Source organism: Guptibacillus spartinae (assembly GCF_028610625.1).
Taxonomy (GTDB): Bacteria; Bacillota; Bacilli; order Bacillales; family Guptibacillaceae; genus Guptibacillus; species Guptibacillus spartinae.
Genome location: NZ_JAQQWU010000008.1, coordinates 47,766 through 64,578, shown reverse-complemented (window position 1 = coordinate 64,578; position 16,813 = coordinate 47,766). Strand labels below are relative to the sequence as shown.

Annotated in this window: 17 protein-coding genes; 14 read left to right on the top strand and 3 right to left on the bottom strand. The window is 39.3% G+C overall.

All coding sequences use genetic code 11. The annotated features are described in order from the left end of the window. Positions 1–7: 7 nt before the first annotated feature. The 3 genes from PQ511_RS14610 to PQ511_RS14600 all read left to right on the top strand — a co-directional run bounded on the left by PQ511_RS14610 (position 8) and on the right by PQ511_RS14600 (position 2,897). Positions 8–1,156 (top strand): acyl-CoA dehydrogenase family protein, encoded by a 1,149-nt coding sequence (locus tag PQ511_RS14610; protein WP_273852633.1) that lies wholly within the window; start codon positions 8–10, stop codon positions 1,154–1,156. Between the two features lie 13 nt (positions 1,157–1,169). Next, positions 1,170–2,360: a thiolase family protein gene (locus PQ511_RS14605; protein WP_273852632.1), complete on the top strand. Its 1,191-nt coding sequence runs from the start codon at positions 1,170–1,172 to the stop codon at positions 2,358–2,360. A 63-nt stretch (positions 2,361–2,423) separates the two neighbouring features. Continuing rightward, positions 2,424–2,897: a GNAT family N-acetyltransferase gene (locus tag PQ511_RS14600; RefSeq protein WP_273852631.1), complete on the top strand. Its 474-nt coding sequence runs from the start codon at positions 2,424–2,426 to the stop codon at positions 2,895–2,897. A 55-nt stretch (positions 2,898–2,952) separates the two neighbouring features. Here the strand turns inward: PQ511_RS14600 and PQ511_RS14595 are convergent, their stop codons facing one another. Continuing rightward, positions 2,953–3,552 (bottom strand): DUF6944 family repetitive protein, encoded by a 600-nt coding sequence (locus tag PQ511_RS14595; protein ID WP_420541717.1) that lies wholly within the window; start codon positions 3,550–3,552, stop codon positions 2,953–2,955. A gap of 274 nt (positions 3,553–3,826) precedes the next feature. On the opposite strand from PQ511_RS14595, the gene PQ511_RS14590 reads away from it, so the two are divergent. From PQ511_RS14590 to PQ511_RS23760, 11 genes are all read left to right on the top strand, one after another. Then, on the top strand, positions 3,827–5,182 hold the full coding sequence (locus PQ511_RS14590) for an aspartate aminotransferase family protein (RefSeq protein WP_273852629.1): 1,356 nt from the start codon (positions 3,827–3,829) through the stop codon (positions 5,180–5,182). Next, complete coding sequence (locus PQ511_RS14585) at positions 5,179–6,687, top strand: pyridoxal phosphate-dependent decarboxylase family protein (protein ID WP_273852628.1); 1,509 nt, start codon at positions 5,179–5,181, stop codon at positions 6,685–6,687. Before PQ511_RS14590 ends, PQ511_RS14585 begins: the two co-directional genes overlap by 4 nt. Before the next feature lie 32 nt (positions 6,688–6,719). Continuing rightward, positions 6,720–8,453: an IucA/IucC family protein gene (locus tag PQ511_RS14580; protein WP_273852745.1), complete on the top strand. Its 1,734-nt coding sequence runs from the start codon at positions 6,720–6,722 to the stop codon at positions 8,451–8,453. After that, entirely contained in the window at positions 8,443–9,006 is a 564-nt protein-coding gene (locus tag PQ511_RS14575) for a GNAT family N-acetyltransferase (RefSeq protein ID WP_273852627.1), read from the top strand. Before PQ511_RS14580 ends, PQ511_RS14575 begins: the two co-directional genes overlap by 11 nt. Then, a complete protein-coding gene (locus PQ511_RS14570; RefSeq protein ID WP_273852625.1) occupies positions 8,999–10,321 on the top strand; it encodes a lysine N(6)-hydroxylase/L-ornithine N(5)-oxygenase family protein in 1,323 nt (440 codons plus the stop codon). The genes PQ511_RS14575 and PQ511_RS14570 overlap by 8 nt, the downstream gene beginning before the upstream one ends. A 14-nt stretch (positions 10,322–10,335) precedes the next feature. Beyond that, the gene (locus tag PQ511_RS14565) at positions 10,336–12,138 is read left to right on the top strand and encodes an IucA/IucC family protein (protein WP_273852624.1); all 1,803 of its coding nucleotides are present in this window, start codon (positions 10,336–10,338) and stop codon (positions 12,136–12,138) included. A 46-nt stretch (positions 12,139–12,184) separates the two neighbouring features. Next, a complete protein-coding gene (locus PQ511_RS14560; RefSeq protein ID WP_273852623.1) occupies positions 12,185–12,829 on the top strand; it encodes a GNAT family N-acetyltransferase in 645 nt (214 codons plus the stop codon). Beyond that, complete coding sequence (locus tag PQ511_RS14555) at positions 12,816–13,781, top strand: alpha/beta hydrolase (protein WP_273852622.1); 966 nt, start codon at positions 12,816–12,818, stop codon at positions 13,779–13,781. The genes PQ511_RS14560 and PQ511_RS14555 overlap by 14 nt, the downstream gene beginning before the upstream one ends. A gap of 73 nt (positions 13,782–13,854) precedes the next feature. Next, the gene (locus PQ511_RS14550; RefSeq protein ID WP_273852621.1) at positions 13,855–14,838 is read left to right on the top strand and encodes an aldo/keto reductase; all 984 of its coding nucleotides are present in this window, start codon (positions 13,855–13,857) and stop codon (positions 14,836–14,838) included. 21 nt (positions 14,839–14,859) lie between these two features. Further along, positions 14,860–15,054 (top strand): hypothetical protein, encoded by a 195-nt coding sequence (locus PQ511_RS14545; RefSeq protein WP_273852620.1) that lies wholly within the window; start codon positions 14,860–14,862, stop codon positions 15,052–15,054. 24 nt (positions 15,055–15,078) lie between these two features. Beyond that, positions 15,079–15,324, top strand: a complete 246-nt coding sequence (locus PQ511_RS23760; protein ID WP_420541716.1) for an OsmC family protein — start codon at positions 15,079–15,081, stop codon at positions 15,322–15,324. Between the two features lie 41 nt (positions 15,325–15,365). On the opposite strand, the gene PQ511_RS14540 is transcribed toward PQ511_RS23760, so the two are convergent. Together PQ511_RS14540 and PQ511_RS14535 are read right to left on the bottom strand one after the other, a co-directional pair. Then, complete coding sequence (locus tag PQ511_RS14540) at positions 15,366–15,719, bottom strand: YrhK family protein (protein ID WP_273852619.1); 354 nt, start codon at positions 15,717–15,719, stop codon at positions 15,366–15,368. Positions 15,720–15,803: 84 nt separating this feature from the next. After that, positions 15,804–16,688 (bottom strand): LysR family transcriptional regulator, encoded by an 885-nt coding sequence (locus tag PQ511_RS14535; RefSeq protein ID WP_273852618.1) that lies wholly within the window; start codon positions 16,686–16,688, stop codon positions 15,804–15,806. Positions 16,689–16,813 lie beyond the last annotated feature (125 nt).

The window sequence follows — 16,813 nt, the reverse complement described above, 5'->3', positions numbered from 1 at the left end:
GATACCAATGGATTTTCAATTCGATCAGGACATTCAGTTTCTTAAAACCAACATCCGAAATTTTGTTGAAAATGAGGTCGAGAAGGTTGCCATGACCATTGAGCGTGAAGATCGTATTCCAGAACGGATCATTGAGCTTTCAAAAGAAATGGGGTTATTTGGCTTAAGTATCCCTGAAGAATATGGCGGTCTTGGGATAGGCATGGTTGGAAAATGCGCCCTCTATGAAGAGTTAGGTAAAACCCACAATGGTTTTACTACTCTGATAGGTGCTCACACAGGGATTGGTTCTGTCGGGATTGTTGAACTCGGCAATGAAGAACAAAAGCAAAAATACCTACCAGATATGGCAAGCGGAAAGAAAATTGGCGCTTTTGCTTTAACCGAACCTTCTGCGGGATCAAACGCGTCGAACTTAAAAACAACAGCAGTGAAAGAAGGAAATAAATATATTTTGAATGGAACAAAGCACTACATTACCAATGCCACTGAAGCAGATGTTTTTACTGTAATGGCAGCAACTGATCCATCAAAAGGAGCAAAGGGGATTACATCATTTATCGTTGAAAAAGATTTTCAAGGCTTTCATGTCGGTGCAGTTGAAGAAAAAATGGGCTTGAAAGGCTCTCACTCCGCTGAGCTTATTTTTGATAACTGTGAAGTACCAGAGGAAAACGTACTTGGTGAGGTAGGAAAAGGTTATGTCAATGCATTAAAAATTTTAGCAAACGGACGAGCTGGGCTCGCTGCACGAAATCTAGGATCCTCTCAAAAGCTCCTGGATTTGAGCATGGATTATGTACAAGAACGCATTCAGTTTGGCGTACCAATTATTGAACATCAGGCTGTTGCGCACATGGTTGCAGAAATGGGTGTAGAAATTGAAGCTCTTCGATCATTTACATACCGTGTAGCGTGGATGGTCGACCAGGGTGAAAAAGTCATTAAAGAAGCGGCTATGCTTAAATTGTATGGATCAGAAGTTTACAACAGAGTGGCAGACAAAGCACTTCAGGTGCATGGGGGAATTGGCTACATTTCGGATTATCCAATTGAGCGATATTTCCGAGATGCACGAATTACACGCATCTATGAAGGAACTTCTGAGATACAAAAAAACATTATTGCGAGTCAGCTCCGAAAAGAATATAGCTAAAGGAGGATAAGGAATGAAAGAAAATATCGTCATTGTTGAAGCAGTTAGAACACCAGTGGGACGCTACGGTGGCGTGCTAAAAAACTTAAATTCCGGTGAGTTAGCCGCTATTGCCATTAAAGAAACGATCGCTAGAGCAGGGATTACGCCTGAACTTATCGATGAAGTGATCCTGGGTGAAGTACGTCAAACGACGGAATCTTCAAATGTAGCAAGAGTTGCAGCTTTAAGAGCAGGAATTCCTGCCACCTCACCCGCTTTTACAATTAATCGACTTTGCGCTTCTGGTATGCAGGCAATCGCTTCAGCTGTTCAACAAATCCAGTCCGGACAGGCAGAAATCCTTGTAGCTGGTGGGACAGAAAGTTTAAGTCACGCTCCGATTTACTTACGTAACAGTCGTTTTGGTGGCGATAAAACCACATTAGTTGATTCTAATCTAGAAGCTGGTCAACAGCCAAATGAGATATACGGTAATCAATTAGGTATGGGTATTACGGCAGAAAACGTTGCGGAAAAATACCAGATTACACGTGAAGATCAGGATGCTTTTGCTGCTGAGAGTCAGCGTCGTGCGGCAGAAGCGATCGAGAAAAAGGTATTTGATGAAGAGATCATTCCAGTTGAAACAAAGTCTAGACGCCAAACCAACCTGGTAAAACATGATGAACATCCGCGGCCAGGTACAACGGTAGAAAAGCTTTCTATGTTAAAGCCTGTATTCAAGGAAGGTGGAACCGTTACTGCAGGAAACTCATGTGGAAGAAACGATGGCGCTGTAGCGATGCTTGTTATGAGGGAAGAGAAAGCTCGTGAACTAAATCTACAACCTCTTGCTCGTGTCGTTGACTGGTCCACTTCAGGCGTTTCACCAGAAATTATGGGAATCGGTCCTGTTCCTGCTGTTAAAAAACTGCTAGAACGAACTGAAATGCAGTTGAAAGACATCGGTTTGTTTGAATTAAATGAAGCATTCGCTGCACAAGCGCTCGCCGTTATCCGTGAACTTGGTCTCCAGGCGGATAAAGTAAATGTAAATGGTGGAGCAATTGCTCTTGGGCATCCACTTGGAGCTACTGGCGCACGTATCTTAACTTCATTAATGTATGAAATGAAAAGAAAAAATGAGCGTTTCGGCATCGCCACACTATGTGTTGGCGGTGGACAAGGAATGGCAATAATGGTTGAAAATATGTTTAACTAAAGAAGACGGAATTCCGTCTTCTTTAGTTGGAAATAAAACGGTAAATAAATCCGGAGGTTCCCGATGAAAATTAGAAACTATCATCATAATGATCTCAATCAAATCATCGAATTATTTTTACAAACCATTCAGTATGTTAATCGTAAAGATTATTCTTTAATACAAATAGCTGCATGGACAAATTCAAAACCAACGTTAACGAGAACTTCAATATGGAAAGAAGAATTCAAACGAAATTTCACATACGTAGCTGAAAGAGAAGGAGATATTCTGGGGTTTATTGATTTAACTGCAACCGGGCACCTTGAGCGTTTGTATATTCATCACAAATTTCAGCGACAAGGCATTGCGACCGAACTTCTTTCAAAAGTTGAAAAAACTGCAAAAGAACATAACATAATGAAACTTTCAACCGAAGCAAGCATAACGGCTCGTCCTTTTTTTGAAAGACATCAATTTAATGTTGTTAAGGATCAAACAATAGTAATTGATGGAGTTCCTATGATAAATTTCTTGATGTCAAAAATATTAAAGTAGACTCTCATAATGATAGCTCTATTAAAGAAGGGAAAACATTGATTTTACATGCAGGTTATGATAAATACTTCATTTGAAATTCCTTCGTGTATGCAATAGCTTCTAATAATGAACCAGCAGTTTGACCGTAACTGCCTAATGCTAAAATTTGTTCACCAAGTCTTATTCGCTTCTTTTTAATATATAGAAGACCGATTGTCTCAATCGCAAGGGCATACGTTTGAATTGTTTGTCCTGTTGTGATAGTTACTGCATAGGGAGAATCGCTTAAACTTGATCCCTGTGCTTCAAAACCGGCACCAATTGTTTGGATAACGTCCCCAATGATATCAATAGTTAGCCCTTCTTCTTCGTCTAAACTAAGGGCTTGAGCCCCTCCTATGACATTCGAAAGATTTCCAGCTGCTTGAAGCCAAGAACCAAGAACTCCTAAACTCTGCTCCAATGTATTTTCTGCCAAGCTTTCTCTTCCAACAGCTTGTAAGGCGTTTCCTGTTGCTTCAATTGCATTCCCAATAACATAAAGATCTCCACCTACATCCTCTGCAACTGTTCCTTTTTCTTCTATCGCTACGATAGTATCCCCAATTGAAGCCACACCTGCTCCGAGCGCTTGAATCCATGCTCCTGTAAGGACGATTAGATCTCCATACACCTCCAATTTAACTCACCTTCCTTAACCTTTCTTCATCGTATTCTTCTAAACCAAAGAATGTTTATATCAAATGAAAGAAAAAGGAATGAGAAAATAAAATCATTAAAAAACATGTACCTCTTTCCGTTTAATGGATAATTACACCTTCAAATGACCCACAAAACCATTTATTGAGAATAGTTCTCAAGTATTATTGAATATGATAATCATTCTCATTTATAATGTTAGTTGCAGCACGTTGAAAATGATTATCAATTAAAAAGGGTGGTTGTATATGACTGTTAAAGATTTAGCCAATAACCAGACACTACTTGCACAGCAAGAGAAAAGAGAATCGAATGCAAGATCTTACCCAAGAAGGATACCGATCGCCATTTCTGAAGCAGAGGGTATTTTTGTTACAGACATGGACGGCAAGCGATACTATGACTGTTTGGCAGGTGCAGGAACACTTGCACTGGGTCATAACCATCCAGTTGTGATAGAAGCAATCGAGAAAATTCTTCGCGATAAACGACCTTTACATACATTAGACATTACAACGCCAGTCAAAGAAGAGTTTGTGAATGAAATATATTCGAACTTACCAGAACAATTTGCTGATCGGGCTAAAATTCAGTTTTGTGGTCCTACTGGTGGGGACGCCATTGAGGCTGCATTAAAATTAGTAAAAACAGCAACTGGAAGAAGCACCATTCTTACTTTCCAGGGTGGGTATCATGGTTCTACACATGGGACGATGGCGATCAGCGGGAATCATGCTCCTAAACAATATGTTCAAGGCTTGATGCCTGATACTCACTTCATGCCATATCCTTACGCCTACCGCTGTCCATTTGGAATGAAGGATGAAGAGGGGCATAGGGTTTCAAGTACTTATATCGAAAATCTTCTCGATGATCCAGAAAGTGGCATTCTACATCCAGCTGCTATGATTCTTGAAGTTGTACAGGGAGAAGGAGGATCAATTCCAGCACCGATCGAATGGCTTCAAGAAATGAGAAGAATCACGAAGGAGAGAGGCATCCCACTCATTATTGATGAAATTCAAACAGGAATCGGTCGAACGGGTGAAATGTTCGCATTTGAACATGCAGGGATTGTTCCGGATGTTATTGTGCTTTCAAAAGCAATTGGAGGAAGTTTACCTCTTTCCGTTATGATTTATGATCAAGATCTTGATAAGTGGAATCCAGGTGCGCACATTGGTACTTTTCGAGGAAACCAAATGGCAATGGCTGCTGGGACTGCTTTGTTGAAATTTATTAAAGAGCATGAACTTCACAATCATGCAGCTGCAATGGGGAAAAAAATGATTGTTGCACTAAAAGAGATGCAACACCAATTCGGTGAAATTGGTGACGTTAGAGGGAGAGGGTTAATGATTGGGGTAGAAATAGTAGACCCCACACAAGGCCAATCTGCTTCAGGAAGTTATCCATCTCACCCTGCATTAGCCAGTCGCATTCAGAGAGAATGTTTTAATCGAGGTTTGATTTTAGAAGTTGGAGGGAGAAACGGGAGTGTCATTAGACTTTTACCTCCGCTGATTATAACGGAGGAGCAAGTGACAGATGTTCTAAGAATCATTGAAGAAGCCGTAAAAGTTGCTGTGGAGTCTATGGAATGAATTTAACGTATAAAGAAATGAAAACAGATTGGATGGAGCAACTCTTTCTTTCTAATGGAGAAAATGGACAAGCTTCTTTTCAAGAACAAATGTCTGAGATGATCGAATTGATTAGTCGAACCTTTCAGGAAGCAACCCATCCCTACATTGGGAAACAACCAACGGTGGTTCAAGATGAAATTGCTACACTTTTTAAGTTTCCTAATGAAACTCAAAATTTCACCAATATCTTGCAAGAAATAGCCGAACCGATACTCAAAAATAGCCTTCATGTTTCTCACGAAAAAAGCATCGCCCATTTGCACTGTCCACCGCTCATACCAGCAATTGCGGCAGAGCTTATGATTAGTTCGTTTAATCAATCTCTTGATTCATGGGATCAAAGTACCGCTGCCACCTATGTAGAACAGGAAATGATCAAGTGGCTGACACAGCAATTCGGCTATCCTTCTAATTCTGATGGCACATTTACCACTGGTGGAACCCAATCAAATTATACTGGACTTTTGTTAGCAAGGGATGAATTTTGTCATCGCAAGTGGGGACGTGATGTCAAGCGTGATGGGTTACCACCTCAATTTCATAAATTAAGGATTCTTTGCTCTGAGGATGCACATTTCACCGTGCAAAAATCAGCTGCCCAGCTAGGGCTAGGGGAGAGCGCTGTAATAAAAGTGAAAGTTGATGAGAACCACCGAATGTCACCGATACACTTAAAAAAACAATTGATAGATTTGAAGGAAAGAGAACTTTTACCTTTTGCACTTGTCGGAACGTGCGGCACGACTGATTTTGGGAGCATCGATCCTTTAGTAGAATTAGCCACTATCGCACAGGAGGAAGAATTATGGTTCCATGTCGATGCGGCGTATGGTGGAGCACTTATCCTCTCTGAATCTCACATTTGGAAGCTAGAAGGAATTACAGCAGCGGACTCCATTACAGTTGATTTTCATAAGCTTTTCTACCAACCAATTTCATGTGGCGCTTTCCTTGTAAAAAACAGCCATTCCTTTCGTTTTCTGAATCATCACGCTGATTACTTAAATCCAATGGAGGATGAAGAGGAAGGAATTCCAAACCTAGTAAACAAATCAATTGTTACGTCCAGAAGATTTGATGCTTTTAAACTTTTCCTCTCGTTGAAAAACGTTGGAATCAGTCTTTTTTCTGAAATGATTGACGCTACCTTTTATCTGGCCCAAGAAACAGCGAATTACTTATCTCAACAACCTAATATTAAAGTTGAAAACAAAAACCCAGAACTCAACACAGTCATTTTTCGATTTGAACCACAGAATCCATCCGGAGATGTGTGCAAGCTTAATCGAAAAATACAGCAAGAAATGCTATATGAGAGCAAAGCAGCCATTGCTAAAACATCGGTGGATGGCCGAACCTATTTGAAATTCACCATGCTTAATCCTAGAACAAAAATCGAGCACATTTATGAAATTGTAGAAGAAATTCAAACACTAGGATGGAAATGGAGGGACCACACGTGAAATTTGCTAAAGACTATGCAGAACAAGCTACGATGCAGAGCTTCCTAAATTGTTATTTACGCGAAACTAGCCATTTTACTGAAATAGAAAAACCTGAAGCTTTACGAGATTTATCAGCTCAGAAGTTCATTTCCTGTTTACTCGAAAACCAGGGAATAGAGCTAATTTTACCAGTCTCTTATTGGTCTTTAACTGGACGACATATCTTTCAATTCCCATTGGTTTATCGCATCAAAAATGGCGCATTTAACTCGCTTGATTATCTTACATTAAGCACGTTAATTGTAAAAGAACTCCTGATCGATCAGAAACGATTAGATGCAGAAGATGAATTGATTATGAGGATCCTATTAAGCTGTCAAAACATGAAATCGTATATTGAGGAAAGATACAAGGACAAAAACCGTTTATCGGATGAGTCGTTTGATTACATTGAAGCAGAACAGTCTCTCTTACTTGGGCATCTGCTACACCCAACACCTAAAAGCAAACAAGGATTATCACTAGAAGAAGATCGTCTGTACTCACCTGAACTGAATGGTGAATTTCAACTTCACTATTTTAGTGTTCATCCTTCCATCATTTTAGAAGACTCAAGCTTATCATTATCCGCCAGTGAACTGATAAGAGAGGAGTTAAGAGCGGATGAATCCGTTAATCAAGAATGGCTCCATCAATTTGAGAAATGGGTTTTGATTCCTGTCCATCCCCTTCAAGTCAACGTTCTCTTAAAAAACAAACAGGTAGTTCACTATATTCAAAAAGGAAAACTTGATTATCTCGGCCCAGTGGGGAAGATGTACACGGCTACTTCTTCATTTAGAACGCTTTACAGTCGTCAATCTAACTATATGCTGAAGTTTTCGGTTCCTGTTAAAATAACAAACTCACTTCGAGTCAATCAGCAAAAAGAGCTTGATCGAGGCGTAGAAGTATCTAAACTACTGAATACAACGTTAGGAAAAGAACTAAAGAGAAACCACCCAAAGTTTAAAATCATTCGTGATCCCGCTTATTTGAATGTCGCCATTCCAAATCTTGAACATGGTTTTGCGGTTGTCATACGCGAGAATCCTTTCTATAAAAAAAGCGAAAACACGAGCTTAGTCGCTGCACTTTGCCAGGATCATGCGTATGGAGGGAAAGCTCGTCTACATACGATTATCACTTCAATTGCGAGAAGAGAAGGACGTGCAATTGAAAAAGTAAGTTTAGAATGGTTTGATCGCTATTTGTCTCTCTGTCTTGATCCGATGCTATGGCTTTATCGCAACTATGGCATTGCTTTAGAAGCCCATCAGCAGAATTCCGTTATTAAACTATCGGAAGGCTATCCATCAACCTTCTATTACCGAGACAATCAGGGATATTACTTCAGCGAATCTATGGCTGATAAGCTCTCAAAACTTCTTCCAGATTTAAATGAAAAAAGCGATACCATTTGTACTGATGAAGTAGCAAGTGAACGTTTTCGCTATTATTTCTTTTTCAATCATTTATTCGGCTTGATCAATGCATTTGGCGTGAACGGATTGGTTAGCGAACAACACCTAATAGATCTCTTAAGAGAACGTCTTCTACGGTATGAGGCGTCATCACCTCTTGTGAAAAGTTTACTAGAAGAGCCAGTTTTACCGTGCAAAGCGAATTTATTAACTCGCTTCTATGACATGGATGAGCTGGTGGGGTCACTGGAGACACAATCGGTTTATACAATGGTGACTAATCCAATTGCACAGGAGGTTGCAGTAAAAAATGGCTCATAAGCAGGTTGAAATAGATCAAGAATATAAAACCATCTCTTTTTCTGAAGTGAGCTTTGAACGCGATGTACATATGATTCATCGGTGGATGAACAAAGCACATGTTTTCCCATACTGGCAATTAAATATACCGTTGGAAGCCTATAAACGTCATTTGCTGAAAGCATTAAAAGACAAGCATCAAACCCTTTATCTCGGTTTTGTAAACAACAAACCGATCAGCTACTGGGAAGCTTACTGGGTAGAAGGCGATATCATGGAAGGCATGTATGAAAATAAACCTTATGACCAGGGTATCCATCTCTTAATTGGAGAAACAGACTTCCTTGGTAAGGGATACGCCCTTCCACTTCTTCGCGAGATGGTGTCTTTACAACTGAAGGAAAAGCGGACAAAAAGAGTGATTGCTGAACCAGACATTCGAAATAAGAAAATGATTCATGTCTTTGAAAAATGTGGCTTTCGACCACAAAAACCGATTAAGCTACCTGATAAAACAGGGTTATTCATGATTTGTGAACGTGATCAGTTTGAAAGGAAGTGGGGGAATGAGTGAACACGTATATGATGCCATTGGTATAGGGATTGGACCATTTAACCTTGGTTTTGCTGCCCTAACAGACGCCCTTGATGAGATAGACGTCCTTCTGTTTGATCGGAAAGAAGCGTTTGATTGGCATCCTGGAATGCTGATTGATGGAACCACTTTACAAGTACCATTTTTCGCTGATCTGGTCAGCATGGCGGACGTAAAAAACAAATTCACCTTTCTAAACTACTTACAAATTCATAAACGCTTGTACCACTTTTACTTTTTAGAAAAGTTTCATATCCCTAGAAAAGAATACAATCACTACTGTCAGTGGGTATCTAAGCAACTTGATTCATGCCGATTTGGTTATGAGGTGATGGATGTTTCATTACATCAATCAGAAGAAGGAGCATCCGTTTATCTTGTTCAAGTTCAGCATGTTAGGACATTAAAAATTGAAACGTTTCTAACAAAACATCTCGTCATGGGGATAGGTTCAATACCTTCCGTTCCTAAACCATTCAAATCTAAGCTCAGTGAAACGGTTTTTCATTCATCAGATTACATGGAGAAGAAAGAGCGAGCTGTACAAGGGAAATCGATTGCTGTCGTCGGCTCAGGTCAGAGTGCAGCTGAGATCTTTTTAGACTTAGCCAAAGAGCAGGAAAAGCACCATTATGAATTAAGCTGGTATACAAGATCAAACGGCTTTTTCCCAATGGAATACTCAAAACTCGGTCTTGAATATTTTTCACCAGATTACACGGATTTCTTTTACAGACTTTCACAAGAAAAGAAAGATGGGCTACTGAAAGATCAAGCATTGCTTTATAAAGGAATTAGCGCTGAAACGATTTCTGAAATCTATGATGTCTTATATGAGCAATCAATTGGAAATCAACAGCCGGCTCATCTACAAGCAATGAGCGAAATAAACCAGCTGGAGATGAATGGAGAGGTATGCCACGTGCAAGGTAATCATACCGTGACAAAGGAATCGTTTGATTTCGAATCTGAAGTCATCATTCTAGGTACTGGCTACACACAGAACATGCCAAGTTTTTTACCGGAATCCCTATTAAATAAAGATCTAAAAAATCGTCTTGAAATTACAGAAGATTATCGTTTGAGTACGAAACATAACAGTGAAAATGAGATTTTTGTCCAAAACGGTGAACTTCACACTCATGGGGTTGGGGCACCAGATCTTGGGCTTGGCGCTCATCGAAACGCCGTTATTATTAATCAGATCGCTAAGAAAGAAGTGTATCCCGTTCAGTCAAAAAATGTCTTCCAATCTTTTGGTGTTGTCAAAAATCCTGCATTAATATCTAATTAGAAAGTGGTGAACGTATGTATTCTGATAAAGACTTAGATCATATTTTATCAAAAGAAAGCTGGGAACGAGTGAATCATAAACTTCTCGCAAAAATGCTTTCAGAGTTTATGTACGAGGACATGATTACACCTGAAATCATTCAAGAACAAGAAAACCATAGCCTTTTTGAGCTACTTGTTTCTACCAAGAAAACCTATCAGTTCCGTGCAACGACTCGTCTTTTTGATAGCTTTGCCGTTGACTGGAGATCGATTCGTCTCTTTTCTGACGGTAAGGAAGAGAAGGGTGGAGCCATCGCTTTCCTTCTTGATATTCAACCACTAATCGGCATGTCGGCTGAAACGACAGCTCACTTAATAAAAGAAATCAATCAAACCCTTATTGCAGATGCTCATCTGTTATCAAAGCGCGTTTCCTCAGATGATTTAGTTGACGAAGACTATGCTAGATTAGAAGGCTATATGACTGGTCACCCTTGGATCACCTATAACAAAGGAAGGATTGGATTTGGCTACGATGATTACTTGGACTTTGCGCCTGAACATCAGAATGAAGTAAAACTTTCCTGGGTCGGGGTTAGTCGTGAAATAAGCTCTTTTCAATCTGTTAAAGATCTAACCTTTGATGAGCTCATAAACGCTGAGTTAAGTGTTCGTGACCTTCAAAAATTCAAGGAGCTTTTACTATCCAAAAGGCTAGACCCCACCAACTTTCTATTCATGCCAGTTCATGAGTGGCAGTGGAAAAATGTCTTGATTCAGAATTTCGCAGAAGAAATTGCGAATCAAACGATTGTACCGCTTGGGGAATCTAGTGACGCTTACCTTCCTCAGCAATCCATTCGGACGTTTGTCAATCAATCTCACCAAGACAAGCATCATGTAAAGTTGCCAATGAGTATTTTAAATACACTCGTCTATCGGGGCTTACCTACGGAACGAACGCTTATTGCACCGCAAATCACCGAATTTATAAAAGGAATCTATGAAAACGACTCCTTCTTAAGAGAGGAATGTAACGTTATCTTACCAGGTGAAATTGCTAGTATTAACGTTGATCATCCTTATTATCAAAGGCTTGAACAAGCACCGTATCAATACAACGAAATGCTTGGGGTTATATTTCGTGAAAGCATCTATACATACCTCGAAGAAGGAGAACAAGCCATTACATTAGCTGCATTGCTATACGAAGACCATGATGGTAAAGCCTATATTCAAAGTATGATTGAAAAATCAGGAATTTCGACGCAAGAATGGATCACGCAATTTCTTGATGTCACGATGAAACCGCTACTGCATTATTTGTACCAGTATGGCACAGTCTTCTCGCCGCATGGACAAAATACCATTCTCGTATTAAAAGAGTATAAACCGTCCCGACTAACTGTAAAAGATTTCGTTGATGACGTTAATATTAGTGATCAACCATTCGAGGAGTTAAGAGGATTGTCACCAGAATTGAGAGCGGTTCTTCGCAGTGAACCACCAGAAGGTCTTACGCAGTTTATTTTCACAGGATTGTTTATTTGCCATTTGCGCTATTTAACAAACATTCTAGAGCATAATGAAATGATGCGTGAAGATGAATTTTGGAAGATTCTCGCGGAAACGATTCATTCCTATCAAGCTAGATTTCCTCACTTAGAAGAGCGGTTTAAGCTGTTTGATTTCTTTCAACCATCATTTACAAAGCTATGTCTCAATCGAAATCGCATGGTTCAAGAAGGTTATTCATCTGGAAATGATCGGCCCCACGCTTCAGAATTCGGTAAAGTAAACAATGCACTCTCTTATTATAAAGAAGTAACAAACTAACAGAGTGACGGGGGTGCCCCCCGTCCTTTTTAAGGAGATAGGTAGAATGGCGTATGAATGCACGATCACCGAAGAATCCGGTCGAACCCTTTCTTTTCGACCGGTCAATGAAGAAGATGTTCCTATCTTACACGAATGGATGCATCAGAAACACATTTATCCATTTTGGAAATTAAATTTGCCACTTGAGGAAATTAAAGTCTGGGTTAAAAAATCGATTTCTTCACCACATAAGCGTGTTTTTATGGGCTACCTAAATAAAGAACCTGTTTGTTACGTCATTGGTTACGATGTTAGACAGGATCCAATTAGAAGCTATTATTCAAGTGGACCGAGAGATTTAGGTATGCATTTGCTTATAGGACCGAGACGACTATTAAACAAAGACGACGGGGAAGCCATTATTAAAGCAATGACTTTATTTTTGTTTGAAAAATTTGGTGCAAATAGAATAATTGGAGAGCCAGATCATCGAAATAGAATCGTCATTCCAATACTTAAAAAACTGGGGGGAAAGGTGATAAAAGACATTCAAATCAATGAAAAAAGAGCAAAACTCGTGATTGCGAATCGGAACGATTTTCATCAAATCATACGTGAATCCAACATCACTTCTTCCTTTCATCTATTAAAATCTCCCGATCATGAGTGGGACGTATTTAATGAGGCAGTCAAACATGGATCATCGTAAACTTGATTTACAATCAGAAAAGCTACTTAAGCGAATCGCTGCAAGAATGAAGGAATTGCAACATCCTTCTCTTGATGCTTTAACACCAGTAATGTCACGTTATTACTATGACGAAGCTCGTGCATACTTTACACCTATTCCTTCAAATCAAATATGCTCAGTTGAAAGAAGAATCGGCAGTCATGAAATACCCATTCGTATTTATCAACCAGAAGGTTTACGTAATCTTCCTGTATTCATCTACATGCATGGAGGTGGGTGGGTTTTTGGATCGCTTGATAGCTGTGAATCATTTTGTCAATACATAGCAGAGAAGTGTAGATGTATCGTAGTTTCTGTAGGGTATCGCCTTGCGCCTGAACACAAATATCCTGCTGCATTGATGGATACAATTGACGCAGTGCTCTGGACGGTTGAACAGATTTCATCCTATGGAGGAGACATCAATAGACTGTCCATCGGCGGTGAATCTTCAGGCGGGAATTTAGCCGCTGCTGCTTGTATTGCCCTTCATCAAAAAGTAGCGATTCATCATCAATTTTTGATTAATCCAGTTACAAATTATGCCTTTGATTCTCCTTCTTATCTAGAAGATTACCAATTTAATTTAACCGCTGAGAAAATGAAATGGTTTTGGGACCATTACCTGACAACCTCCATAGATGGGAAGGAGTCCTTTGCTTCTCCTTTACAAGTAGATGATAAAATTGCAGCAAAACTTCCTCAAGCATTAATCGTTACTGTGGAATATGATCCGTTAAGAAGTGAGGGAAAAGATTATGCGAATAAATTAAAGCAAAATGGTGTAACGGTTACCCACCTTCATTATGAAAAACTTGTTCATAGTTTCATTAATATGATAGGAGAAGTTGACGTGGCTAAATCAGCTGTTGATGAGATGCTTTTTCATATGAAACAAATTATTTACGGGAAAGAAGCACAAAATCGATAGGTGAAACCGGTTTATTTCGTTAACTACAGGGAAACTAGCATGTAATGACAAGTTTTGTTAACGGAGGGAAAACATGAAGTATAGACAGTTAGGAAAGACCGACTTAATGGTAAGTGAAGTAAGTTTTGGAACATGGGCTATAGGCGGGGCGTGGGGAAAAACCAATGACGCCCAAGCTCTTGAATCACTTCAATACGCGATCGATGCTGGCGTTAACTTCTTTGATACGGCCGATGTATACGGTGATGGTCATAGTGAAAAACTTCTTGCGAAAGCAACAAAAGGACAGGAAGATAAGATCCATATTGCAACGAAATTTTGCCGTGCAGGAGATATTCACGATCCGGCTACTTACTCTGAAGAAAGTGTACGTTCCTATTGTGAAGCGAGCTTAAAACGATTAGAAAGAGATCAGATCGATTTGTTTCAAATTCACTGTCCGCCAATGGAAATAATAAAAGATGGAGCTGTATTTCAAGTATTAGATAAGTTAAAAGCTGAAGGGAAGATTCGTTATTACGGTGTAAGTGTTGAAACTGTAGAAGAAGGGTTATTATGCCTTGAGTATCCGGGTGTAAGCACATTGCAAGTGATATTTAACCTTTTTAGACAAAAACCTTTAGACGAGCTTTTTCCGAAAGCGCATGAACAAGGGGTTGGAATTCTTACTCGGGTACCGCTTGCAAGTGGGATATTAACTGGGAAGTTTAAGAAAAACTCGACGTTTGAAGAAGACGACCATCGTCACTTTAATCGAAATGGAGGAGCCTTTAATGTGGGGGAAACTTTTGGAGGCATTGAATTTGAGAAGGGTGTTGAATTAAGTAATGAAATTGATTGGATTGCTCGAGATCGAGAGAGCATGACTACTGCTGCATTAAAATGGATTCTTGAACATAAGGAAGTTTCTTGTGTTATTCCTGGCTTTAAAAATGTTAACCAGGTAAAACAAAACCTTAAAGCGGTAGAAGTTCCTGACTTTACAAACGAAGAGATGGAGAAGCTTAAAGCATTCTATCAACAAGAAGTTCATGAACTCATTAGAGGTGCTTATTAATTAAGGGAAGGAGTTTTAACGATGGAAAAGCCAATTGAAATAGCCAATATCCGAATTGAGCAGGATAAAGGCAAAAACAGACGAGCCTATATCGCTCATTTTGAAGAGCCAGTCCAATATGGAGTGCATGGCGGCGTAAGAGAGTTCTACAATGCTTCTCCTGAAGAAGAATATCCTTCTACACTAGACCATATTGTAGCAGCTGCTGGTGGCTGACTAACCGGTACATTATCTGGTGCGCTGGATGCGCGCCAAATACCAACCTATCCAAATAAGGTCTCAGGGAAATTTGAAGGAATCATCGAAGCGCCAGAGGGCGTTCTTAAAATCACAAAAATTCGCTGTCATTATACTTTATCTATTCCAGTAGGTAAACGGGATGCAGCAGAAAGAGCACTAAAAGTATTTGAACGAGGGTGCCCGGTTGCACAAACATTGAAGGGGTGCGTGGCTTTTGAACATGATTGGGAAATAAAAGAAGAATAGAAAAGAACCGGATGAAACCCTCATCCGGTTCTTTTCTATCATCACATTTGTTTTTCTTCATACTCTCTTTCATAATGTTTCCTTAAATGAAAGCGATGGACAAGTCGAATCGTTGGACGTATAAGCATCTGAACACTACCCAGTACAAATAATGTTACCCCCCATGTTTTCATTGTTTCATAATAGAAGAAAATACTTCCAACTAAAAACCAAATACCTAAAAGCCATTCATTGACTGTGTAAAGAATGTCATACCCTTTTTTAAAAAATAGATCGTGTTTTCCCATTTGAATATCTACATATTCATCTTTATTTTGATTTCGCGCATCTGCATCTTGCTTTCCCTGTTGTTCCATGAGTTCATGTCCACCTTCCTTAAGAACTAATCTACTCATATTTCTTCCACTTCATTAAGGAATTTAAGCATAGTGTGGAGGATTACTAGAATGCTTTACACAAAAAAACGGATGCTAATTCACTCATTTTTCAACCTTTGAATTAGCCAGATCAATAAACTTCTTTACTGCAAAAGACAAGTATTTATCTTTTTTCCAAATCATTCCTAGTTCTAAGTTAATGTTCGACTGGATAAGTGGAATGGATTTGATTGAATCATTTTTGATTGAACGTGCTATTTTACTAGGAAGTAGCGCAATTCCGAGTCTCGCTTCTACCATCTCAATCATAAAATCTTTCTGAGAGCTTTGACATACGATGTTAGGATAAAAATCATTCTTCGCGCATTCATCTAAAATGCGATCATATAAAGTGAAATCGTCTCGATACATAATAAAGGATTCAGATGCGAGATCAGATAAGCGGATTTCATCGACTCCTGCTAATGGATGCTCATGATGAACGATTAACATGAGAGGATCTTTAATAACCTGTACTGCTTCAAAACTACTATTTTTTAAAGGCGTGTTACAAATCAATCCAATATCGAGAGAACCATCATCCACACCTTGTTTTATCATTTTGGATCCTACTTCGGTAAGTAAGATTTCCACTGTAGGATAGAGTGACTTAAACTGGCTGATGATCTTTGAAAAAAAAGCAGCACCGATGATAGGGGGGACCCCAATTTTGATTTCGCCCTTCTTTAATTCTGTTATATCAGAGAGCTCTGCAGTTAGATTTTTACAAGCACGAAGGACATGCTGAGCATTAACCAAAACCGCCTTACCAGCATCAGTCAATTCTAATTGCTTTGACCGATAGAAAAGCGGAATGCCAAGCTCTGTTTCAAGATTTTTAATAGCTTTGCTGATTGAAGGTTGTGACACATGAAGTGTCGCTGCTGCTTTAGTGAAACTTAGCTGCCTTGCCACTTCTGAAAAATATTCAAGATGACGAATCTCCAAACCGCTTCACTCCTATCATTGTATTTTGTGGAAAATTCTGAATTATAACCTTAGAGCATACTCAATATGCCAAATATGTATTATATTAATAACTATTTTTAGTATAAGATAATACCTAACAAAAG